Annotated in this window: 16 protein-coding genes and 2 pseudogenes; 3 read left to right on the top strand and 15 right to left on the bottom strand. The window is 59.8% G+C overall.

Features of this window, described 5'->3' with window-relative positions; all coding sequences use genetic code 11:
• Nucleotides 1-395: 395 nt before the first annotated feature.
• Nucleotides 396-1,175: a phytanoyl-CoA dioxygenase family protein gene (locus AC0L2V_RS18210; protein WP_473520795.1), complete on the bottom strand. Its 780-nt coding sequence runs from the start codon at nt 1,173-1,175 to the stop codon at nt 396-398.
• 199 nt (nt 1,176-1,374) lie between these two features.
• Nucleotides 1,375-2,679 (bottom strand): lysine N(6)-hydroxylase/L-ornithine N(5)-oxygenase family protein, encoded by a 1,305-nt coding sequence (locus AC0L2V_RS18205; protein ID WP_473520854.1) that lies wholly within the window; start codon nt 2,677-2,679, stop codon nt 1,375-1,377.
• A 1,436-nt stretch (nt 2,680-4,115) separates the two neighbouring features.
• Between AC0L2V_RS18205 and AC0L2V_RS18200 the strand changes: the two genes are divergently transcribed.
• Nucleotides 4,116-4,547, top strand: coding sequence for a hypothetical protein (locus AC0L2V_RS18200; RefSeq protein ID WP_473520794.1), 432 nt, complete (start codon nt 4,116-4,118; stop codon nt 4,545-4,547).
• Between the two features lie 414 nt (nt 4,548-4,961).
• The gene (locus tag AC0L2V_RS18195) at nt 4,962-5,975 is read left to right on the top strand and encodes a 1-aminocyclopropane-1-carboxylate deaminase (protein ID WP_473520793.1); all 1,014 of its coding nucleotides are present in this window, start codon (nt 4,962-4,964) and stop codon (nt 5,973-5,975) included.
• A gap of 555 nt (nt 5,976-6,530) precedes the next feature.
• Here AC0L2V_RS18195 and AC0L2V_RS18190 read toward each other — a convergent pair.
• Nucleotides 6,531-6,869 carry an ArsR/SmtB family transcription factor gene (locus AC0L2V_RS18190; RefSeq protein ID WP_473520792.1) on the bottom strand — a complete coding sequence of 113 codons (339 nt, stop codon included), beginning with the start codon at nt 6,867-6,869 and terminating at the stop codon, nt 6,531-6,533.
• 393 nt (nt 6,870-7,262) lie between these two features.
• Nucleotides 7,263-7,418 carry a GDP-mannose 4,6-dehydratase gene (locus AC0L2V_RS18185; protein WP_473520791.1) on the bottom strand — a complete coding sequence of 52 codons (156 nt, stop codon included), beginning with the start codon at nt 7,416-7,418 and terminating at the stop codon, nt 7,263-7,265.
• Nucleotides 7,419-7,892: 474 nt separating this feature from the next.
• Between AC0L2V_RS18185 and AC0L2V_RS18180 the strand changes: the two are divergent.
• Nucleotides 7,893-8,301: pseudogene (locus AC0L2V_RS18180) on the top strand (carbonic anhydrase family protein); the annotation flags it as partial.
• An 81-nt stretch (nt 8,302-8,382) separates the two neighbouring features.
• Here the strand turns inward: AC0L2V_RS18180 and AC0L2V_RS18175 are convergent.
• The 11 genes and pseudogenes from AC0L2V_RS18175 to AC0L2V_RS18125 all read right to left on the bottom strand — a co-directional run.
• Nucleotides 8,383-9,069 (bottom strand): universal stress protein, encoded by a 687-nt coding sequence (locus AC0L2V_RS18175; protein ID WP_473520790.1) that lies wholly within the window; start codon nt 9,067-9,069, stop codon nt 8,383-8,385.
• A 299-nt stretch (nt 9,070-9,368) separates the two neighbouring features.
• Complete coding sequence (locus AC0L2V_RS18170) at nt 9,369-10,154, bottom strand: response regulator transcription factor (RefSeq protein ID WP_473520789.1); 786 nt, start codon at nt 10,152-10,154, stop codon at nt 9,369-9,371.
• A 24-nt stretch (nt 10,155-10,178) separates the two neighbouring features.
• Nucleotides 10,179-10,658 carry a NifX-associated nitrogen fixation protein gene (locus AC0L2V_RS18165; RefSeq protein WP_473520788.1) on the bottom strand — a complete coding sequence of 160 codons (480 nt, stop codon included), beginning with the start codon at nt 10,656-10,658 and terminating at the stop codon, nt 10,179-10,181.
• Nucleotides 10,659-10,675: 17 nt separating this feature from the next.
• Complete coding sequence (gene nifX, locus AC0L2V_RS18160; protein ID WP_473520787.1) at nt 10,676-11,173, bottom strand: nitrogen fixation protein NifX; 498 nt, start codon at nt 11,171-11,173, stop codon at nt 10,676-10,678.
• The gene (nifN, locus tag AC0L2V_RS18155) at nt 11,139-12,521 is read right to left on the bottom strand and encodes a nitrogenase iron-molybdenum cofactor biosynthesis protein NifN (RefSeq protein WP_473520786.1); all 1,383 of its coding nucleotides are present in this window, start codon (nt 12,519-12,521) and stop codon (nt 11,139-11,141) included. The genes nifX and nifN overlap by 35 nt, the downstream gene beginning before the upstream one ends.
• 9 nt (nt 12,522-12,530) lie before the next feature.
• On the bottom strand, nt 12,531-14,021 hold the full coding sequence (gene nifE / locus AC0L2V_RS18150) for a nitrogenase iron-molybdenum cofactor biosynthesis protein NifE (RefSeq protein ID WP_473520785.1): 1,491 nt from the start codon (nt 14,019-14,021) through the stop codon (nt 12,531-12,533).
• Nucleotides 14,022-14,083: 62 nt separating this feature from the next.
• Nucleotides 14,084-15,625: a nitrogenase molybdenum-iron protein subunit beta gene (nifK, locus tag AC0L2V_RS18145; protein WP_473520853.1), complete on the bottom strand. Its 1,542-nt coding sequence runs from the start codon at nt 15,623-15,625 to the stop codon at nt 14,084-14,086.
• Between the two features lie 129 nt (nt 15,626-15,754).
• Nucleotides 15,755-17,260, bottom strand: coding sequence for a nitrogenase molybdenum-iron protein alpha chain (nifD, locus tag AC0L2V_RS18140; RefSeq protein ID WP_473520784.1), 1,506 nt, complete (start codon nt 17,258-17,260; stop codon nt 15,755-15,757).
• A gap of 104 nt (nt 17,261-17,364) precedes the next feature.
• Entirely contained in the window at nt 17,365-18,258 is an 894-nt protein-coding gene (gene nifH / locus AC0L2V_RS18135) for a nitrogenase iron protein (RefSeq protein ID WP_473520783.1), read from the bottom strand.
• A gap of 616 nt (nt 18,259-18,874) precedes the next feature.
• Nucleotides 18,875-19,003 (bottom strand): hypothetical protein, encoded by a 129-nt coding sequence (locus AC0L2V_RS18130; protein WP_473520782.1) that lies wholly within the window; start codon nt 19,001-19,003, stop codon nt 18,875-18,877.
• Nucleotides 19,004-19,054: 51 nt separating this feature from the next.
• A pseudogene (locus tag AC0L2V_RS18125) lies at nt 19,055-23,071 on the bottom strand (Ulp1 family isopeptidase); the annotation flags it as partial.
• Nucleotides 23,072-23,158 lie beyond the last annotated feature (87 nt).

Below are 23,158 nucleotides of genomic sequence, written 5' to 3'. Positions count from 1 at the left end.
TCCAAGCGTGGCCATGTCGATACCGAACGCCCGCGACAGCTCCGTTCGAGAAAACGTGGATTTGCGCATGAGGAACCTCAGCCGTTGAAGCAGTGGTATCTTCGGCTGCCAACGCAACAGCCTCTGCTGCAAGTTGCGAAGAGAGGCAGCCCGGAACCGTTGGCGGCCCCCGCGAGAATAATCCGGCTCTAGCCCACAGGCGGGCGAAGACGGGCGGCCAGTAGACTTTAGGCGTCAGAGAAGACCGCCCGGCGACTACTCCATCCGACGTGCCGGAGCGTCGTAACGGGGCTGCGGCGAAACTCCAGTAGCCCACAAATCAGAACGCCATGCTCCCCGCATTTTTGGAAGCGGTCGATTAGTTTCGTGTGCATGCCACGCCCGGCTGCGTGAGCTCAATCGCGATAGAAAATTCCGTTTGGCGGCTTGAGATTGTCTAGATCGGCCACTTTGCCCTCTGGCGGATTAAGGACGCGCTTAAGCACATTATATTCAGCGCGGGTCGGTCCACCGGTTGAAGCACGCTGGAAGACCAAGTAGAGCGTCCGCCGCGAACGATTGCTTTTATTCGGCTGCGAGTAATGCGGTGCGTAATCGTCGAAGATGAAGATGTCGCCAGCCTTCCATACTACGGGTTCCCAGGAGAATGTTTCGGCGACCTCAGGATCAATCACCCCACCGGCATCCATGGGAAATATCCCCTTCTTGTGGTTGCCGGGGCTGAAGAAAAGCCCGCCGTTACCCGGGTCGGAGTCGTCGATCCCTATGGCAACGACCGCATGGACCATCCTGTCGGGGAGTCTGTGTGGAATGTGATAAATGTCCTGATGCGGGCGATAGCCGCCGCTGTCGGGATAGTGGAAAATCAGCAACTCCTTGAGCCTGCGCGAATCTTCGCCAAGCAAGTCCTCGACTGCAGACTCTATGCGCCGATCTTCTAGGAGCAAACGACGCAATCGATCATGGAAGTCCAGAAAATTCTCGACCTTGGAGGTGATCTTGCGATTGTCCGTCGTCTTCTCGAACCACATGAGCCATTTATCATCGCTGACTTCCCAGTGTGATACGTCTTCAACAAAGCTGGAAATGCGTTCCAGAGCCGCGGGATCAAAGAATCTTTCGACTCTGACATATCCGTCTTTCTGCCACTTTTGTCTTTGTGCATCAGTCAACATGCGAAAGCCTCCTGTTGGAAAGACTGGTTGGTCGAACATTCCGGTTAGGGCAGTCGGCGCTGGTCAGATTGTGGGTCGACGGAAACAGTACTCCACGGCATACGGGACGACGCTAAGTGCGTCTCGCTCTCCAGCCTCTGCTGCAGTGAAGGCGGGATCATTCCTTGGATGCCACCGCCAATGATCAGTAGTCGGCCGGTCATATCCCGCTGCCCATTTCTTCTGCGACGGTGTCGGACCAGCTCTCAACAGAGGTAGGGCTGATGAAGCCCGGATGCTCGGGGTTCGCGCGCGGCGCGCGCCCCACAAGGCTGTCGAGGATGCGGCGCGCTCGCCAGGCCAGCAGGCTTAGATTCGGATCAGCCAGCCCACGCTGTCCTAGGCTCGCGTTCTGTACGAAGATGCGTCTGTCACGCGGTCCGTCCCAGCACACCGAAAAATCTTCGCGAATAGCCAATTCGTTGTCGATCTTTTCCAGCCGGTCCGCGATCGGTTCCAAGAAGCCTGGCACCGCGTTCTCGTAACCGGTGGCCAGGATGACGATGTCGGCCGTGACTTCTTCGACCTCCTCCATGCCGTGCTGCAGGGTGAGTCTGTGGCCCGCGCCGGCGTTGATGCAGTGCGAGACAGTGCAGCCCGGCCGCAGTGTGATTTCGCATCGGTTTGGCTCTAGAAACGCGTGGCGGTATAGCGCCTGATAGATCGCGCGCAACGTGCTTTCCGAAATGCCGTCCGAAGCAAGCACGAAGCGCCGCAAGAACAGCTTGCGCTGCGACTCGCTCATTGCCGCGAAACGATCCGAAAAGCAGGGCATGAACAACTCGTTTGTGAACGGGCTGTTGTCGATGGGCAGGAAGTTTTCGCGTTGCGAGGCCCAAGTGATCGAGGCAGGCCGCCGTTCTTCCGGCTGGCCGACAAGATGCAACAGCACCTCGGCTCCGGACTGTCCTCCGCCGACCACGCAGACATGCTTTTTGTGCACCTCAGGGTGGATGTGCAGTAATTCAGATGAGTGGAACAGGTTGCGTCCAGTCCAGCCCTGAAACTGAGGCGGAATATGCGCCTGCTTGCCGATGCCGAGCACGACGTTTCTGGCGCCGAGAACCGCGTTATCGGTGTGCACCCGAAACTCGCCGTCAAAGCGGATTTGGCGCACCGTTTCGCCGCCGCGGACAAGCGGGTTCCTGTGGAACGCCCAGTTCAGGTATTGCTCGAACTCAGCTCTGAGCACGGCCTCAAACTGTGCATTGAGGAAGTGGTACAGACGCCCGTTCTCGTGCAGGTAGCTTACGAAAGTGTAGGCTGATCGCGGATTCACCAGCGTGACCAGATCCTTGAAGTGGCTGACCTGGAGCTCCGAGGAATTGAATGCGATGCCTGGGTGCCAGCGGAAGTCGACTTGCCGATCCAGGAACAGTGCCCCTTGCCCAATTTGCTCGTGTATCTGACACGCAAGGCTCAAATTAGAAGGCCCAGCACCCACTCCAATGCAAGAGAGCTCCACTTGTCTTGCTCCCACAGGTGCTTCCCAATCAGGCGACGTTCGCGGCGAATATCGGCCACAGCGGTTACGGGCATTCGCGACCTCGGCGCCGCTGGATTTGCCAGGGTTTGTCCCCACTCTCGTGTGGTCGGCTGTGAAACCCATGTATCCCAGCATGGTGATGAGATCGACACTCATACCGGCGACTTGTGGCGCGTGGGCGGGATCGACGTATCTCCGCCCGCTTCGATGGTCGCGTCTCGGTGAGCGAGATGCTTTCCAACCTTGTTCCGTGTTTTAATCGAGCGCGGTCGCCCGCCTCCAACACGATGCGCCGACCTTTGACCGGCTTGGGATTCAGCGAGGGCGCGGTCTCGAAGCCGGCGACAGCATTTTTCGGTGAGCCTGACCATTGGAGTACACCCGTTTGGAGGATCCCCTGCATCCAACGTGCCAGAAGGAAACTATAATCAAAACAACTAGGAGCAGGTTTGTGATCCTGTCGGGTATCCGACGTTGAGGGGGGAACCTTGCACGGGCGACCGATTTGCACGCCGCCCTCCTCTTGCCGGTAGGCTAATAGGGTAGCTCCGCACCCGGAAAATACCTTAGGTAGGGCAAGGCTTGTTCGCTGAGCCTGATCATGGAGACATCCGCCGATGTCTTCGGAAGGTCCTCTCCATCGAACGTGGCCAGAAGGAACTATGATCAACACAAGGCGGCAGGCCTATGATCCTGTCGGGTGTCCGACATGGGAGGAAAACCCTGCAGCGGCCGCGGATTTGCAATTCACCGTCCTTCGGCACAGCACGAGTTCTACCAGGTCGGGCGCTTTTCAGGCGGGCGTCGCCCGGAAATGATAGTTGCCCGTCGGTCATGCGATCGCGGACCTCTCCCTATCGTCTGATTTGCACAGCATTCCTTACAGCGCATTACGCTCGCATTAGTCGCCGCTAACGGCGCGCGAGCTTCGTAACCGCCGAGCTACACCACATAATGGAAATGACTTTGTCGCCGCTTCTCGCTGTCCGCCAGAGTGTATCTCTCGCAAACCAGGCCCCTTCCCCACACGCTGGCACTCCTGCGCGCACCGCAGCGCAGCTGCTTGATCGTTCTTCGGTCACAAGAACGGTCATCGGCAACATCCTCGTCCAGCGGTTTTGCGTGTCTAATGTTCAGGTGATTTCGCTATCAGTGGGGGGCCGCCGTAGTCCCGCCCGCCACTGCTAGGCAGAAGGGCGAAGTGCACGTGAAAACATCCATCCTGTAAATACCTGCATAACGGCAATCGATTACCGCAATGACTCGACGAGCGATATAGGAGGCGCTTCGTCGCGGGGTGGGATGGGGAGAGATTGCGATGAAAAAGCTCATCCTGCTGCTAAAACAGTTTCTTAGGGGTCAAGCAGATATCCAAATCCTTGACAACGGGCGCCACGACGTGAGCTTGGGTCCTAATGGCATCGACCGGATGGCCACTTACCCAGGCGAACAACCAATCTTTGGCCCGTGAGGGCGATCACCGATCCAGCGGCGAGACAGGGGACGAGCTCTCCGGTGACAATGGCCGCGACATACCGGGCATTTTTCGGGAGGACAATAACAAGCTCAGCGGATCCGGCGAAGATGCCCTCTACGCTGGGCACAGCAAGGATTATCTGACCGCGGGCGTTGACTCACGATTAGCCGATCCGATGTGCGGCTTCGACCCAAGGTTGGGGTGGAAGCCTCACATCATCACTCTGGTCGATATTGAACGCGATACCTTCATCTTTCATACGGTCGGGTACTATAAGGACGGTTTTGGCGCGAACTCGGTTGACTACGTCAGCGTATTGTCCGGCTGCCCGGCGAGCTGGTTTTACAACGGTAAGGCTTCTTTGAACTAGTTAGCAGATCGCAAGATGGCAGGAATGAATGTTCAGATGTGCGTCAGCGCATTCAAGTGGGGCGGTACATCGCTGCTCCGTTGATGCGCGGTGACAGGAGCAGAACTCAGATTCATCAGAACTCGCAGCCGCGCCACTGTGACCAAGCAGGGACCTCGAGCTGACCGTTCAAGATGCGCTTCAAGTGAGCCCAGGCGATCGCTGGACGGTCCAATGGCGGGGCGGTGGAACCGAGGGCAGGTACATAGGAACCGTCGCAGAGGGCCGGCACGCCGGTTGCGTGTCGATTGAATGAGACTCTGGCAACGACGATGAAGCTCTTCTGCGACGTCGTCGAACGCAGCTTGGATTGAAAGACGCCGGCGACCGAGGCCGGAGCTGGTTCAGGCTGAATCACCTTTTCCCGGAGAAAGCATGCTGAAAAAGTTTGAACGCTATCCGCTCACCTTTGGTCCAACGCCCATTGAGAAGCTTGACCGCCTGGGCAAGCATCTCGGCGGCAAGGTGGAGATCTTCGCCAAACGCGAAGACTGCAACTCCGGTCTCGCGTTCGGCGGCAACAAGCTGCGCAAGCTCGAATACATCGTTCCCGACGCGATCGCGTCGGATGCCGATACGCTCGTCACCGTCGGCGGGGTACAGTCCAACCATACGCGGATGGTCGCCGCCGTTGCCGCCAAGATCGGCATGAAATGTCTCCTGGTTCAGGAGAGCTGGGTGCCACATGAGGATGCCGTCTACGACCGGGTCGGCAACATTCTCTTGAGCCGCATCTTGGGCGCGGAGGTGCATCTGGTCGACGATGGCTTTGACATCGGTATCCGCCACAGTTGGGAAAAAGCACTCTATGATGTCAAGGCAAGGGGCGGCAGACCCTATGCGATACCTGCCGGGGCCTCTGTCCACAAATACGGTGGCCTTGGCTATGTGGGGTTCGCCGAGGAGGTGCGCGCCCAGGAGAAACAGCTTGGGTTTGCCTTCGACTACATTGTCGTTTGCACTGTGACCGGTTCAACGCATGCCGGCATGCTCGTCGGATTCGCCGAGGACGGTCGACAGCGCAACGTGATCGGTATCGATGCCTCTGCTACCCCGGCCAAGACCAAGGCGCAGGTGCTAAGCATTGCCCAACATACAGCGATGCTCGTCGAGCTCGGAACGGAACCTGTCGAGGATGACGTGGTGCTGCTCGAGGACTATGCGTACCCGCGTTATGGCATTCCATCCGAGGAAACCAAGGAGGCGATCCGCTTGTGCGCGCGGCTCGAGGGCATGATTACGGATCCCGTCTACGAGGGCAAATCAATGCAAGGGATGATAGACCTCGTCCAGCGAGGCTTCTTTCCGGAGGGGTCGAGGGTCCTCTACGCGCATCTCGGTGGCGCTCCGGCGATCAACGGTTACGGCTACACTTTTCGCAATGGCTGAAACTCGACAGATTGGTTTCGCCACCTGCGGTGCCGGCGATGCTCAAGTTCGTTCGAGTCATTTAGCCAGCTCTCTGGCTCAGAGGGTGCCAGGATTCTGAGGCGGCCGCGTGGCCGTCTCGCGTATGCGGAGGCAGCTCGCCGCTCCGGCTGGGCTCATTGCGGAGAATCTGTCAGCTATGATCCCTCAAGTTATGGCGCACTCTTGGGTCGGTCGGAACTGAGCGCCCACGGGCTTCCGACCCAAAGCCTGGAAGATGCGTGCGTAAGAGATTGTAGTATCAGCCCGCGCAGCAAAGGCGTCGAGCTCGGATGTGACGCGATCGACCTCGTCGCCGGTGGCAATACCCGATGACGTCAGTGCCTCGGCAATTGCCGAGAACGTAAGCGTCGGAACCTGCTTGACGTCCCCTTGTCTGCCGTATGGCTCCGTCAGTGCTGAGTCGACATCTACGTACCGACGCTTTCAAGCAGGCGCACAAGCCTGCGCCCAAAACCGCTGCACACCCTCGGTCAAGCCCAAGGCCGGGCTTTTGGGCGACATGCATTGACCCGGTCAAGTCCCGGAGCGACGCAGGCGGTACGCCATCTGCGACAACTCACCTTCGCCGAAAATCCCGTCCAGCGTGTTGAGAAGTTCGCGCACGGCATCGGATTTGCAGGAATAGTAGATCATCTGCCGGTCGCGCCGGGTCTCGACGAGATCGAGCGCCCGCAGTTTGGCCAGATGCTGTGACAGGGCGGATTGGCTGAGCAGAACCTTCTCGGCGATAGCACCGACCGACATTTCACCGTCGGCCAGATAGATCATGATCAACAGTCGTTTCTCGTTGCCCATCAGTGTCAGAAACGCAGCCGCTGATTCGGCATTGGCGATTAGCTTTTTCGAGACCATTGATCCCTACCTTCTTGGTCATCCGGCGCTATTGAGCAATCGTGTCTAATCCCATAGGCACTCGCGAAGTGCGCCGGGTGATTCAACGCTGCCGGGAATGTTTTCGACCACGAATGTCCGCCGTTAAGGCTGTCGCCTCTGGCCCCGACGGCCGACGCACCACTGCGCGCGCCAATCAAGCCGGCGTGGCTGAAGACCGCATGTTTGCCCTACAGCGAAATTGTTGTATTTCAACGTTAATCGAGCGGGATTCCGTAAGCGCAATCGGCCTCGACATTACACGAGCTCATCCAAGTGGTGTTTGGCTTCACCCGTGCTCGATGGCCGCCTGAGACGGCGTCGCCAATCGGCAATCCACCTCGGACGGACGGCAATAGCGCTTGTCTATCCGGATCAGCGCCTGGTTACTCCTGCGTTCGCGGCTACCTCGTCAATGCCTCCCCCTTTCCAGACGATCTCCTTCCCGACACGCCTGAAGGCAGCCTCGACAAAGCTGCCGACCGAATGCGTCTTGCCGGTCGCGAGCACAAAGTCGTGAGGTCTCGTCATGGTGCAGCATGGGCCAGGAAGCGAGCGATTAAACCGGTGTACCGGAGGCATCAGAACTGGGAGGACTCCGCTCCGCCCTTCCGCCTTACGCATGACTATTTCCGGTGGGTGTGGCCTCCCGAGCAACGCTTTTTCATGTTCGTTATTCTCCGTAAAATCGATTGTTTCGATGAGCGCATCTACGGTATGAATGCGGGCCGTCGAAGCCGATTTAAGAACCGAACCCAGACCCCATACAAATCGCGCAACGCGCCTGCACCCGACGCTCAACCTGCTTAACGGTAACTGCACGGCCGGCGATGCGATCGCCCCATCGGAATCGCCCGACGAGGCAGGGGCGAGATGAGCCGATTGTCCGGAAGAGATCAGGCCGGGCTTGAGATGTTTCTGGCCTGGTTGGCTGCTGCTCCAAGTGGTCTATTCGGCAGCAATTGCTCGTTCTGATCTGGCGGTCCAACTGCGCTTGTAGAGTTCGTCTGCTCGACGGGCGCAGCAATACCGATTAATATCAAGGGCGCGGTCAAAGCGGATATTTACATTGCCATAGGTTGGCACAAGGCCGGCGGCAGGATGGTGAACAACGGCCACACCATCCAAGTCAACCTGCCGCAAGGCAGCACCCTCACCCGCGGGGATCGTGTCTACGAACTGGTACAGTTCCATTTCCATGCGCCGAGCGAACACTACGTGGCAGGCAAGAATTTTCCGATGGAAGCGCATTATGTCCATAAGAACAGCGATGGAAGCGCATTTTGTCCATAAGGACAGCGACAGCGATACTCTGGGTGTGCTGGGCGTGTTTCTGGCGCCAAGCGCGACAAATGCCAGCTTCGCCAGCCTTGCCGCAGCATTTCCCGCAATCTCAGGCGAGGGAACAGCGGTCGCGATCTTTCTCCCGATGGCACAGAATAGGCCACCGAGGGAAGTAGAGCTTCGAACAGCATGAGTGCAACTCCGGAACGAGTCAGCGCGCCAAAAACAGCGGCAATGTCGGCTTTTCAAAAATCCATCTGGTCACACCGCCAAAGAGCCGCTCACGCAGCCGACGGCTGCCATAGGCGCCCATGACTATCATGTCGGCAGAAATGTCGACTGCGTGCTGCGCAAGCACAGTGGCCGCCGGTTTGCCGGCACTTGACAGTAGGTCAACCGACACCCAAGCACCGTGCCGAGTGAGATAGGCAGCGATGTCGGCTCCAGGCTCCGCGCCGTTCCCGTTGTAGTTCGTCTTCGGATCGACCAGGGCGACACGAACCTCCTCAGCAACGCATAGGAGACCCAGCGCTTCACGAACCGCACGGGACGCTTCGACTCGCGAATCCCAACCGACCAGGACGCGCTTTGGCCATAGGGTCGCCTCAGCGCCCTTCGGCACAACGAGCACCGGCCTTCCCGTATCGAACAAGCAGCCGTTGACAACAGGAGGTCCCAGATTCTCCTCGTTGAGGAGCCCCGGTCCGATGATCGTGAGGTCGGCGCAGAGCGCCCGCTGTCGTGCCACTTCCCCGAGGCTGGCCGGATCGCAATAGCCGGTGTCAACGTCATAGGCGAGCGACAGAGATTCCAGCAGTTTCTGGATATCTTTGGAGCGTTTTTCCAGTCTGACCACGTCGTGTGTAAATCGATCGATTTGCCGAAACCGATCGTTCAATCTGGCAATTGCCTGTCCACGTCCTCCAGGCCACTTGGGGGCACCATCTCCGATCGACGGATACGACATAAGGAGCGTTGGAGGCGGTATAATCAGTACGGAAAGGTGCGCGCCGACTTCGGCACACAAGCCGGCAGCCGTTCTGACGTCCTGATCGGAATGGTCAGCGCCGGTCAAACAGAGTACGCTTCTAAAACCCATTTGCCTGCTTCTTCCTGAGTATTCATTGAGGGCGTTTAGGCCGCAAGACCGGCTCACAGCGCAAGGACAAGGGAGTGGCACCACACCCGGAACTTGATTCAGCCGTCCGGCTTCTCGAGCGAGTAGCCGGCCGACCTGACAGTACGGATGACGATACCGGTCGCGGCCGGCTCCAGCGCCCTTCTGATCCGACTGATATGGACATCGACTGTGCGTACGCCGACATGGATATTGGCCGGCCAGGCCGCGCCAATCAGCTCGTCCCGGCTGAACACCTTGCCGGGAGCCTCGAGCAAATGCCGCAGCACGTTGAACTCGATCGGTCCGAGGGGGATGTCATGGCCATTGCCGCAAACCCGGTGGGCATCGAGCTTCATCTCAAGGCTGCCACACGAAAGCCAGCTGCCGTTTTCAACACCATTTGCGCCCCGCTTCGTCAGCGCCAGCCTCTCCCGTAGACAGTCGAGCAGCTTGGCCGGGGCGATCGGCCGCACAAAGCTCTCGTCAATGCCAGCCTTCAGGAGATCGAGGTGCTGGTTCTCGGCGCCGGGCGCGATCAGGGCAATAATGGGCAGCCCGCCGGTCCGGGGCTCCCGCTTGAGCCGGGCGCAGATTGCGGACCCTGTTATGCTTAGTGGCCCGCAGTCCAGCACCACGGCCTGGAATTCCCGTTCCTCGGCCATTGCAAGTGCTTCCTTCGCGCCGCCTGCCGGCTCACTGGCGAAGCCATCCACCTCCAGTATGTGGCTGAGAAACAGATAGAACTCCGCATCTTGCGAACAGATCAGGACGAGTGGCTTCATCAGCGCTACCCCGGGAACCAGATCGGCCTCGACCGCATCGGACGCGTGGGCTGGCCATCGCGGCTCCTCAAGGCCGGACATGATCCTCTTGCTCGAAAATCGGTTTCATGCCCGTGCCACCTCGGGATAGGCCTCGATGGCTGCAATGGCATCGTCGACAAGTTTCGTACCGGCCGCGGCGAGTTTACAGAACGTCTCGAAGCCGAACCGATGGACGTCGCGCAGGGTCTTGGACAGCACGACCAGCCGCCCGGCGGTGAAAAGCACGCGCCCGAAGCCCTCATGGCTCATTTCGATCATCGGCGATGCCATCAGACCGGAGCGCTCCTCGATTGCAAGGGCGACGGCAGTGTAGAACTTGTCGAGCCTCCACAGCACGTCCGGATCGGGATCGCCGATGATTGGAATCGTACGGCGCTGTTCCTTGCTGACGATAAAGTCGGCCAGCAACTCAGCGTCCGCTTTGCCGTCCCATGACCCGTGGGAATCCTGAGCACGGATCAGCCGCACGAGGCATTTGACGAACGGGCTGGCAAGGGCCGCCTCGTCCTCGTTCACAGCAGGGCTAACCGCGACTTCAAACATTTCGCTCTTTCCTCGTTTCAATCCTCGTCTTCGAAGGACCGTTTCTTTTCGGCGACACCAGCTTCGGCCAGCACCTTGCGTAGCCAGGGCGGAGGACATGTCCTCAGCATCGTCTGCGTGCGCAACAGCACCTCCTGGATGGTTTGTGGCTGCGGCACCTTGATTGGATGGATTTTTGACGCAACAATCTTGGCTGCCGAAGGCCCGCCGATGGCCAGACAAAACAGCAGATGACAGCCCTTCAGCGCCTCCACCTTCGGCGTGATGCGGTCATCGCCCTCCGTCCGATGCGTCCCGCTCTCATCGGAAACCTCATCGAAGGCCACGGCTTCCACGAGATGCCACTCCTCGCGCGTCACATCGTACACAGCAAAGCGCTTGGCCGACCCGAAATGGGCATTGAGATGCTTCATGTCTTGCGTGGCGATGGCCACGCGCAATGCCCCTGCTCGTCGTTCAGGCATCGGTGCGTGAACCTCGTCAGTGACGAGTGAGAGGCGACGAACGGAGCTCATCTGGCATTTCTCGATTGCGAAATGGATCAAGCGCCTCAGGCGTCGGCGCGTGCTGATTGGCCTGGAAGATGTTGGCAACCTCGAAGATCAGGTCGCGGGTCCCCTGATAGAGGATTGTGAGGTTGTGCTGGCTGCCCAGGCGGTCGAAGATCGGGAAGCCGACGCGCATGAGCGGGATGCCAAGGCGTTGCGAAGCCTGGCGACCGTGGGAATGAGTAACGAGGAGATCCGCGCCCGCTGCAAGAGCTTCCAAATCGCCGAGATCGCCGATCTGAACCCACTCCGCCGGTATTTTTTCCAGAATCTTCGACATATCGGTCGTGGTGACCGCCGCCGCGATTTCGGAGCCCATGCCGGCGAAGAAGGTTGCGAGTTGATAGAGTTGGTCTGGTTCAGCAGCGATCGCAATTTTCTTGCCTCCGAAATGAAAATGTCCGTCGAGCAACGCATCCTGCAATTGCGCCCGGCGACGGCGCACCCGGGCCGGCACCGCCGCGCCCGAAACCGCCGACAGCAGCGAGACGAACCGGTCGACAGCCTGCAATCCAGTCAGCGTCTGGAACACCACGAACGGCACGCCGGTCAACCCGTGCAGCACTTTCGCCGGGTGGCGCATGTGCTCGCCGATGACGATGCATTGCGCGGCCGTGCCAAGCTCGCGGATTTCCTCGACGCTGGTGCCGCCATAGGTAGTCGTTACCCAGCGGTCAGGAACGGTACCGTCGAGCGAGCCGGAGACGTCCGGCAGAATAACCGGCTTGAGCCCAAAACTTTCAACCATGTCACGCAAATGCTCGACGTCAGCGACAGTGAGGTTGCATCCGGGGAGGATCGCGATCTTCTTCGGCTGCCGCGTCCGTGCGCCCGACCGTGCAATCCCTTCGATCATCGCCGCGACAGCCTTGGCCCAGCCTTCTTCGATCGCGCCGTCAAAATCAGGCGTGTTGGCCAGCACGACCTCTGTACCCGCGAGCTCTTCCACGTGCTTCAGCTTCACGTTGGCGATATCGCTCGCGCAATCTTCGCCACGGGTCTCGACCAGCGCGGTCGTGCACACCCCTATCAGCTTTAGCTTTGTGCGGGTTTTGAGGTTGAGGATCGCCTCTTCCAGATGGTCCGCTCCGCCGAGTATGGTTGCCACCTCGTCCATCGCCGTTGTCTGCAAGGGGATCGCTTCCTTGAAATGGCGCACAAAGAGCACGAGCGCGAAGCTGGTGCAGCCTTGGCTGCCGTGGAACAGGGGCATCGCACCGTCGACTCCAAGAAAAGCGAAGGCGGCACCCAGCGGCTGCGACGACTTCAGCGGGTTGACCGCCGCTGATTTGGTATTGCGAAGGATGCGGACCATCGGATTTCCTCAACGGTCGCCGAAGCGGTGAGCCGTAGCGTCAGCGAATTCATTGAACGCGTTAACACTCGCGATCCCGTTCTTCGTGCTCGCCAGATCGTCCTCCACGGCAGGCTGGCAATCCCACGGCGCCGGCTCCCGCACCTGGCCCCAGATCGGGTTATGAATGGCGAGGTCGATCTGGCGTACGAGTTCCACCATGCCGTCATAACCGGCGTAAGGGTGTTGGCGCTCCTGGTTGATGTCGAGCCAGGGCGTCTTGGCCTTGAGCGCGATGAATTGCGTGCGCCCGCCTGACAGCATGATATCGGCCTTGCCTTCTGAGAGCATGGCGTAAAGGTCGCGCGCTGCCATCTGCTCGAACATGTGGTTTTCGTCCTTGAGGATCCGTTTGATCCGTTCCTTGTCTTCGACTGTGGATTTTTTGACCGAGGTGCCGACGATCTCCATTCCGATCTCCATCAGCGCGTGGACCACTGACCAGGACTTCACACCGCCTGTATTGAGCAGCACGCGCTTGCCTTGAAGCCGCGGGCGGTAGACCTCGAGCTTCTTCCACGCAATCGCCTCCTGCTCAGCAATCAGCGTCTCTGTGCGATCGAGGATCTCTGCATCGGCGCCCTTCCTCACCAGCAGCTCAGCAATGTTGCGAAGCGCTTCCGAGGTATCGGTTATGCCGTAGAAGGAGCCCTCGAAGAACGGGACGTCCCAGCGCTCCTCCATCTTGCGGGCCAGATTGATGAGTGCGCTCGAGCACACCATCATAGCCGCCCGGGCGCGGTGCGCGGATGCAACGTCGATATAACGCGCATCGCCCGGAATGCAGGCGCGCACCCGGATACCGAGCCGATCAAGCAGCGGCTTCACCAGCCAGAATTCGCCGGAGAGGTTGAATTCGCCAAGGATGTTGATGTCGCATGGCCCGGCGTCGTCGGGTTCCACCGTGCCGATGACATGATCGAGCAACGCTTCGGCGGCGAGTTTGTTGCCGAGGTTTTTGGAGCCGGCCAAGCCCGGCGCATTGATCGGCACCACGGCCAAGCCGAATTTTTCGGCCGCGCGTTTGCACACGGCCTCGATGTCGTCGCCGATCAGCGCCGTCACGCAGGTCGAATAGACGAAGACTGCCGGCGGCGCATATGTTTCCTTGATTTCGCGGATCGCCTTGAAGAGCTTCCGCTCGCCCTGCCCCATCACGACGTCGAGTTCGGTGAGGTCGGTTGTGAAGCTTGTTCGCCACAGGGTTGGCCCGGACGAAGCTGCGCCTCTGTTGTCCCAGGAATTGCCCTCGCAGGCGAGCGGCGCATGGACCAGGTGAGCAACGTCGGTGATCGGCTGCAGGACGATCTTGGCGCCGTCAAAGGCGCAGCCGCCGGCTGCCGCCCCGGGAGTCAGCGGCTTCGAGCAGCCCTCCCTGCGCGCCTTGGCATCCTTGCCGCGGTTTTTATCGCAGGCGGGCTCGTCGAAAACGTCAAGGATCTTCGCACTGAGCGAGGTCATTGCGTCAGTCTCCGAAGTCGATTGGGCGATGGGCGGCCTCGGCGAAAAGCCGGCACCGGCTCTTAGCGGGTGAGGTCATAGGAATAGTCCGTCACGCCCGTCTCGCTCGTCTCGCGATCGAGCTTGTCGAATATCTTGTCGAGGATCGTCGTCAGCACCCGTAAACCGCCCTGGTAGCCCATGAGCGCAAAGCGATGGTGATGGTGCCGGTCGAAGATTGGAAACATCAGCCGGATCAGCGGCGTGCCGGTGTCGCGCTCCAGATACTTGCCATAGGAATTGCCGATCAGCAGGTCCACCGGCTCTGTAAAGAGCAGCGAGCGCATCGCCCAGAGATCCTTGCCCGCCCAGACCTGGGCATCCTGGCCGAAGGGCGAGGAGGCGAGCAGTTCCTTGATCTCGGCTTGCCAGGCACTGGTGCCGTTGGTGGCTAGACAGTGGGTCGGCTCGCCACCAGTTTCCATGACAAAGCGGGCCATGGCGTAGACGAAGTCCGGATCGCCGTAGATCGCGTATTTCTTGCCGTGCAGCCATGACTGGCTGTCCGCCATGGCGTCAACCAGTCGGCCGCGCTCCATCCGGATTGTCTCGGGGATCTCCTTGCCGGAAACCGCCGAGACCTTCATCAGGAATTCGTCGGTCGCCTGGACACCTAGCGGATAGTGGAAGGATGCCGTCGCCTGCCCGACCTGATCGCAATATTCCAGCGTCTTGCGGGTGTTGTAATGCTGCAGCGACAGTGTCGCCTCCGCGTTGAGTGCCCCTTTTACGTCTTCGATCTTTGTGCCTCCGTCATACATGCGGTATTCGCCGTCCGACGGCGTGTCGAACTGGTCTGCGGCGTCCTGAATGAAGGTGTAGGTGACACCCATCAGGTCGAGGAGGCGCTTCAGTTCCCGGTTGTTTCCGACGCAGAATCCGTCGAAGCCTGGAATGATGTTGATGGTCCCAGCGGCTTGCGAGCGCTCGCTGCCCTTCCAGAAATGCTCCAGCACGCCCTTCACCATGCCGTCATAGCCATCGACATGGCTGCCGACGAAGGCAGGCGTATGAGCGAAAGGCACGGCGAAGTCGCTCGGGACCGAGCCTTCGTTCTTGGCGTTCTCTATGAAGCTGCGCAGGTCGTCGCCAATGACTTCAGCCATGCAGGTGGTCGAGACGGCGATCATCTTGGGGTCGTAAAGCTTGTAGGTATTGGCGAGGCCGTCGACCATGTTCTTCAGGCCGCCAAACACTGCCGCGTCCTCGGTCATCGAGGAGGAGACCGCTGACGAAGGCTCCTTGAAATGTCGCGACAGATGCGAGCGGTAGTAGGCAACGCAGCCCTGGCTACCGTGGACGAAAGACATGGTTCGCTCGAAGCCCGCGGCCGCGAACACCGCGCCAAGCGGCTGGCAGGCCTTGGCGGGGTTTATGACAAGCGCCTCGCGAGCGAGGTTCTTTTCGCGGTATTCCCAAGTCTTGGTCAATTCGCGTTGGTCGGTAACGATCTGATCAGGGTGCGGACATTCGAAATTCAGTTTCTTCTCGGCAAGCATTTGTCTGTATTCCGGCTCGCGGAACAGGGGAGCATGGTCGAGAACTTTTTCGGCCGATTGCGGCATGGTGGTCACCTTTTCCATCTGGCCGCGCCAAGCGGCAGCACAGGGACATCGAGACGTTGAAGGGCCTCCCGCGGATCGAGTGCGCCCCAAGCATTCATCGGCCTCCCTGCCTGGCAGGGAGGCCAGTCCTCATTCGGCGGCGACTGCCCTCAGCGGCTCGTCCTTCATCTTCTTCCACGGCGCGCGGTAGAGACCCCAGACAGGGTTGTTGATGGCCAGATCCATGTCGCGGGCGAAAATGGCGAATCCGTCATAGCCGTGATACGGGCCGGAATAGTCCCAGGAGTGCATCTGGCGGAACGGGATGCCCATCTTCTGCACCGGGTACTTCTCCTTGATACCGGAGCCAACGAGGTCAGGGCGGATCCCTTCGATGAACTTCTCCAGTTCAAAACTGGTGACGTCGTCATAGACGAGCGTGCCATTCTTCACGTAATGGCCGGTGCGCTGATAGTCGTCATTGTGGGCGAACTCGTAGCCGGTGCCAACGATCACCATACCGAGGTCCTCGTAGGCAGTGATGACGTGACGGGGGCGCAGGCCGCCGACATAGAGCATCACCGTGCAGCCTTCGAGGCGCGGTCGGTACTTGGCGATGACGGCATCGACCAAGGGCCGGTACTTGGCGATGACCTTTTCGGTCTTCTCCTCGATTTCCGGGCCGAAATGCTTGGCAATGTTGCGTAGGGAGGCCTCGATCTGGGAGGGGCCGAAGAAATTGTATTCCATCCAGGCGATGCCGTACTTTTCCTCCATGTGCCGGCAGATGTAGTTCATCGACCGGTAGCAGTGGATCAGGTTGAGCTTGGCCTTGGGCGCGCGCTCTATCTCGGCGAGCGTGGCGTCGCCCGACCAGTTGCCGACCACCCGAAGTCCAATCTCCTCAAGCAGGATTCGCGAAGCCCAGGCATCGCCGCCAATGTTGTAGTCGCCGACGACGTTGACGTCGTATGGGCCGGACTCGAAGTTGACATCCTCCTTGTCGAAGACCCAATCGCGGATCGCATCATTTGCAATGTGGTGGCCGAGCGATTGCGAAACGCCGCGGAAACCTTCGCAGCGCACCGGTACAATCGTCTTTTCGTGCTCCTTGGCCTTCTTGCGCGACACTGCCTCGATATCGTCCCCGATCAGGCCGATCGGGCATTCGGATTGCACCGAGATGCCCCCACTGAGCGGAAACAGATCCTCGATCTCGTCGATGATCTTTTCCAACTTCTTGTCGCCGCCGAAAACGATGTCCTTCTCCTGGAAGTCGGAGGTGAACTGCATTGTCACGAACGTGTCGATGCCCGTCGTGCCGACGTAATAGTTGCGGCGTTGCGACCAGGAATATTGCCCACAGCCGACCGGCCCGTGCGAGATGTGGACCATATCCTTGACCGGGCCCCACACCACGCCCTTGGAGCCGGCATAGGCGCAGCCGCGGATCGTCATCACGCCCGGAATGGATTTGATGTTCGATTTGACGTCGCATTCGGAAAGGCCCTTTTCCTCCCCTGCGGCCTCCTCCTTGCTCGTTGCGACACTGAGGTGCTTCTTGCGACGCTTCGCCGCCTTGTCTGGATATTGGGACAGCACGTCTTCGATAAGCTTCGCATGCAAAGCGCCGTCATTCTCATAGTCGAGGCCCATGGGACCTGCCCCTTTCAAGGTTCGGGTAACGCCTCGCCAACGAGGCCTTGTTTCGTAGAAAAGGGCGCCAGATCACGGTCGGCGCCCCCTGTCGGTAGCGGCGGTTACTGAGCGAGGGCCAATTTCGCTTCCTTGGCCTGAAGCTCAGCAAGCATTTGCTCGTCCGTCTTCATGATGCCGAAGTCGAGCAGCATGTCCTCGAGCTCCTCCATGGTGATTGGGGTCGGGATGGTGCCCTGGCCCGAATTGACATGGATCTTCTCGGCCAACGCGCGGTACTCCCCTGCCTGTTTGGAGTCCGGGGCATACTGGATTACCGTCATCTTCCTCAGTTCGGCGTGCTGGACGATGTTGTCGCGCGGCACGAAGTGGATGAGCTTGGAATTGAGCCTGGCGGCCAGCGCCTCGGAGAGGTCGAGCTCGCGGTCGGTCTGGCGCTCGTTGCAGATCAGCCCACCGAGCCGCACGCCGCCCGAATGGGCGTATTTCAGGATACCCTTGGCGATGTTGTTGGCGGCATAGAGCGCCATCATCTCGCCGGACATGACGATGTAGATTTCCTGGGCCTTGTTTTCGCGGATCGGCATCGCGAAGCCGCCGCACACCACGTCGCCCAGCACGTCGTAGGAGACATAGTCGACATTGTCATAGGCGCCGTTCTCCTCGAGGAAGTTGATCGAGGTGATGACGCCGCGGCCGGCGCAGCCGACACCCGGCTCGGGGCCGCCGGACTCCACGCATTTGATGTCTTTGTAGCCGATCTTGAGCACGTCCGCGAGCTCGAGGTCTTCCACAGAACCTTCCTGGGCGGCGAGATGCAGAACCGTATCCTGTGCCTTTGCGTTCAGGATCAGGCGGGTGGAGTCCGCTTTGGGGTCGCAGCCGACGATGAGGATCTTCTGTCCGAGGTCGACCAGGGCGGCGAGCGTATTTTGAGAGGTGGTGGACTTGCCGATGCCTCCCTTTCCGTAGAATGCGATCTGACGCAGACCTGACATGTTGCTTTCCTTCCTTCTTTCGATCCATAGCGGTTTGCCGCGACCTTGAAGTGCGGTCGGCAGATCCCGGCGCCTCGCACCCATCGTTTCAAAACTCGTGCCAATTTGGCCCGGTTGGATCGAAAAGGAAATTTTATGATTGCTTTTCAGCCATTTAATCTTTTGCAAAAAAATGAAATGGCTAAAGAAACTTGTGTCGCGGACCCGACAAAGGCGACAGGAGATGTCGGATGGCGTTACTTGCGACCGCTATTGACCGTTAGGGGAGGACGGCAACCACCTCATCTGCCAAGCGACAGGCGGGCGTTTTCTTAGGCGACGCGCCAGTTGTAAAGTCCAGCGCTGTTGCGTCGGCCAGGCCCACTTTTGGTGGGATTTTTGTCTAATAGGCCGGCATGTGTTCATCTGTCATACCGGCTGACGGCGTGAAATACCTCTCCTGCAGACAATTCGCCGTTCGACCCGACGTCAAAGACACAAAGAATGTTGCGGGTCGGATCCACGCATTCGCCGGTATCCCCCACATAAAATCGGGTCTCATCGGGGCTAAAGAGGGTACCTTTTGGATCCTAGGTTTGCAGCAGCGGACGGCCCATCGCCCCCAGTTTCCCCACGATCATGATCGGTATTGATCCAGATCGAGATCGCCTTCTGGTCGACGCAGATGCGCATCCTGATTTGATGAAGGATCCCGCATCCGCATCCATGGAAAGCTGAACGAATCGTGGGCGACGATGCCGGGCATCAGCGCCTCTGTCGTCGAAAGAGCTGTTCTGCTTGGCCCCAGCCATGGAGCTCAACGTCCGGCGTCGGAGCGCTCTCTGCTTCTGAAGGAAGCCATCAGGTCCGCTCGGGCTTGATCTGAGGCTTGGCTGATGGACGTCGTGGTTGCTTCGCTCGGCTGCCGGCCGATGGCGAGGCTTTGCGGATTATCAGTCCTCTGCCTCTTCGCCGGTCTCAACAGCGCTGTATAACGCTCATTGTTGATGATGACGCCCCCGCTGTTCACGAGGTTGCTCCTGTCAAATGTACTCGTCAGCTCGTCCTGCGCCTCGCGCGTCTTGCCCAAGTGCCGTGCAAGCGGCGCTGGCGCGACTTGTCGGGCTTGCTGCTCTTGCAAGACGGCGCGTTGCACCTGCGACCCGGCTGCTGCAAAAGCGTCCGCGGGGATTGCGGCAAGCTCGTGCGGCAAGCGGCCCTGCCTCAGTCGGTTTTGCAGCGCCTGCCGATCGGCGACGAGGTAGTTGAGGTCCAGCGGCAGCTGCGGGTCTGGCCGCTCTTGGTTCGCCAATCGAAGAACCAGCTCGCGCGTGCCGTCCACCACGAAGACGCCGCAATCAACACCGTTGTTCTGCTGCGCCATGGCGGGTGTCACCAGGGTGGTCGCGTCCAGTCTTGTTGCGAGCTCTAGTGCAGGCGCGTTGTTGTATCCCCGTCCATAGCTCTGATGGATGGAGTCGTAGTGATAGGCGACCGTTCTTTCCGGATCGCGGCGATCTACGAGCAGCAGCGACCAATGGGTGCCGCGGTTGCCAGGAGTGCCATCGTTCACTGGCACGAACAGGAAGTCGGGTGGGCCGTTTCGATTATAAATCGACTGCAACGTGCCTCGCGCGTCTTGCTGCTCCATGTGGCGCAGCAGATGGGATACTGACGGATCCACCAGCCGCGTTCGGGCGGCGAGCGCTGGATCGGCCTGCTGCAGCTGCTGCTCGAGGAATTCGTAATCCCTGAGGATATGGGCGTCGCTCAGCAGTTGGGTGGCCCCGAGCACCGCCCCCGCGGGGAGGTTGGATGAGCCTGACCGAAAAGCTCCGATCTGGGCATCGGAGGTGGTGGTCAGATCGACCAACGGAACCTCGCCATAGGTGTCTGAAAGCCTGGCGGTCGCTGGCGAGGCGGGTTCTGGAACCCTTGCCGGTAGTGCTGCCGCTGCAGTTTCCCTCATCGGACCGCGATCGACGAGCCAAAAGTCGTTGCGCCCTTCCGGCCTCTCGGCGGTGTAGCCGTGACCTTTGATCTCGTAGTTCCATTTCGGGTTTTCCGCATCCGGCAAGAGGCCATGGTGGTCCAAGGAAGAGAGCATCGCGTCTGGGACGCTTTGAATCCCATGGGAGAAGCCTTTGGGAACGGCGAATGAAACGTTTATAGAGTGCTCGATCGCAGCGGGGGGCTCAAACCTTGCGGAGGGCGCGGTCTCCGCATGCAGCCTTCCGATGTGATCGGACCCTGTCCCTTGAACCGGTACCCCTTCCAATGGCAATTCACCCAATTGCTGCATGGGGGGCTGCATCGGCACGCGGCCGCCTGAATTGCCGATTTCGCTCAGCGGCTGCTGAATGGCGGCGGCCTGCGGCGTATTCAGGGCCCTCTGCCTCTCCCCTGGCCGCAACAGCACTGTCGAATGTTCATTGTTGATGATGACCCACCCGGGTGGCAGGTGGTTGCCCTGGTCAAGCGCATCCGGCAAGGGCCGGATCTGCTGTTGGCTGGCAGCTAACACTGGCGGGGCGGCGGCCTCAACTCCGGCGTGCCCAGAGCCGGCGGCTGCGAAAGCGCCGGCCACGCTGCTGTTGAGGTCATCCGGTCTAGCGGGCTTCCCTGGGTCGCTGAAAAAAGACGAGGCGGCTTGATCATTCTGCCATTGCTGAAGCACTTCGCGGAACCCCTGTTCCAGTCGCAGAAGCTTCTCTGGATTGGTTGGCGGCTCGTCAGCTCGATCATCGAACAGCGGCCGGAGCGCCTCGGGAATCCCGTTTGACACGGGCTCCGCATCGCGAACCCGTTGCAACGCGAAGAAGAGATTGCGGTTGCCTGGAAACAACCTCTTGGCGAATTCGATCCGCGAATCGTGATCCAGCCCGGAGATCGTCAGGCCCCGACTCTCAAGCGCCTCAGAAAATTTGCGAAGATTACGACCATAGTCAGCTCGGCTGCCTAAGGCCAAGCCGCTGTCACTGGTCACTTGTTCTAAGATATGCGCGTCTGCCTTTGAGGGCACTGCCGGCCGGGCAGTCGCTGAATAACCCGGCTCATGATACGCACGCAGGACGTTCAACGCCGTCTTTATATCACCGTTTTTCGGAAAGAAAGCATCGACGTGATCGACCAGGGATTGGTGATTTTTTAGATCAGTCGCTTGGCCGCGAGCGCCGAGATCATTCGCCAATCGGCGAAGCGCATTCGAGTATATTCGGACCGTGCTCTCGCTATAGTGTTGCTGAGCCGCAGCGTGGGCGATCGCCCGATCAATAACGTCCCGGTGTTCGCCGGACAGATGGGGATAGTGGGCATCACGGGCGCCACTCCCGACAGGAGCCGGATCGGCTCGGCGCGGCTCGGCCACGTGCTGCTCAAAGCTCACTTGCCGGGCCTGCCCCGCATCCGGCAAGGGGTTATGGTGGTTCAAGAAAGAGAGCATCGCGTCTGGGACGTGTTGAGTCCCAAGGGAGAAGCCTTTGGGGACGGCAAATGAGACGTTTATAGAGTCCTCGATCGCAGCGGGGGGCTCAGACCTTGCGGAGGGCTCCGCGTCGCGAACCCGGTGCAGCGCGGAGAGGAGATTGCCGTTGTCTGGAAACAACCTCTTGGCGAATTCGATCCGCGAATCGTGATCCAGCCCAGAGATCGTCTGGCCCCGACTCTCAAGCGCCTCAGAAAATCTGCGAAGAGTACGACCATAGACAGCACGGGTGTTTGGGGCCAAGCTGCTGTCACTGGCCACTTGTTCCAAGACATGCGCGTCTGCCTTTGAGGGCACCGTCACTGGCCACCGGCCAGTCGCCGAATAGCCCGGCTCATGATACGCACGGAGGACGTTCAACGCCGCCTTTAGATCACCGTTTTTCGGAAAGAAAGCATCGACGTGATCGACCAGGGATTGTTGATTTTTTAGATCAGTCGCTTGGCCGCGAGCGCCGAGGTCATTTGCCAATCGGCGAAGCGCATCCGCGTATATTCGGAGCGTCGCCGCGCTATGGTGTTGCTGAACCGCAGCGTGAGTGATCGCCCGATCAATAACGTCCCGGTGTTCGCCGGACAGATGGGGATAGCGGGCATCACGGTCGCCACTCGCGACAGGATCGGCTCGGCGCGGCTCGGCCACGTGCTGCTCAAAGCTCACTTGCCGGGCCTGGCCCGCATCCGGCAAGGAGCCATGGCGGCCCAAGAAGGAGAGCATCGCGTCTGGGACGCGTTGAGTCCCAAGCGAGAAGCCTTTGGGGACGGCGAATGAGACGTTTATAGAGTCCTCGATCGCAGCGGGGGGCTTCTCAGACCTTGCGGAGGGCGCGGCCTCCGCATGCAGCCTTCCGATGTGATCGGACCCTGTCCGTTGAACGGGTACCCCTTCCAATGGCAATTCAACCAACAGCTGCATGGGGGGCTGCATCGGCACGCGGCCGCCTGAATTGCCGATTTCGCTCAGCGGCTGCTGAATGGCGGCGGCTTGCGGCGTATTCAGGGCCCTCTGCCTCTCCGCTGGCCGCAACAGCACTGTCGAATGTTCATTGTTGATGATCACCCGCCCGGGTGGCAGGTGGTTGCCCTGGTCAAGCGCATCCGGCCAGGGCCGGTGTTGGCTGGCAGCTAACGCTGGCGGGGCGGCGGCCTCAACTCCGGCGTGCCCAGAGCCGGTGGCTGTGAAAGCGTCGGCCACGATGCTGTTGAGGTCACCCGGTCGAGCGGGCATCCCCGGGTCGCTGAAAAAAGACGAGGCGGCTTGATCATCCTGCCGTCGCTGAAGCACTTCGCGCAACCCCTGTTCCAGTCGCAGAAGCTCCTCTGGATTGGTTGGCGACTCGTCAGCTTGATCGAACAGCCTCCGGGCCTCGGCAAGGTGCTGCTCAACGCCCACTTGCCGGGCCTGGCCCGCTTGCCCCTCTTCCAAGCCGGCGTCCTG

Source organism: Mesorhizobium sp. WSM4814 (assembly GCF_055811595.1).
Note: the sequence above shows the minus strand (reverse complement) of the source record. Positions and strands in the feature narration are given on the sequence as shown.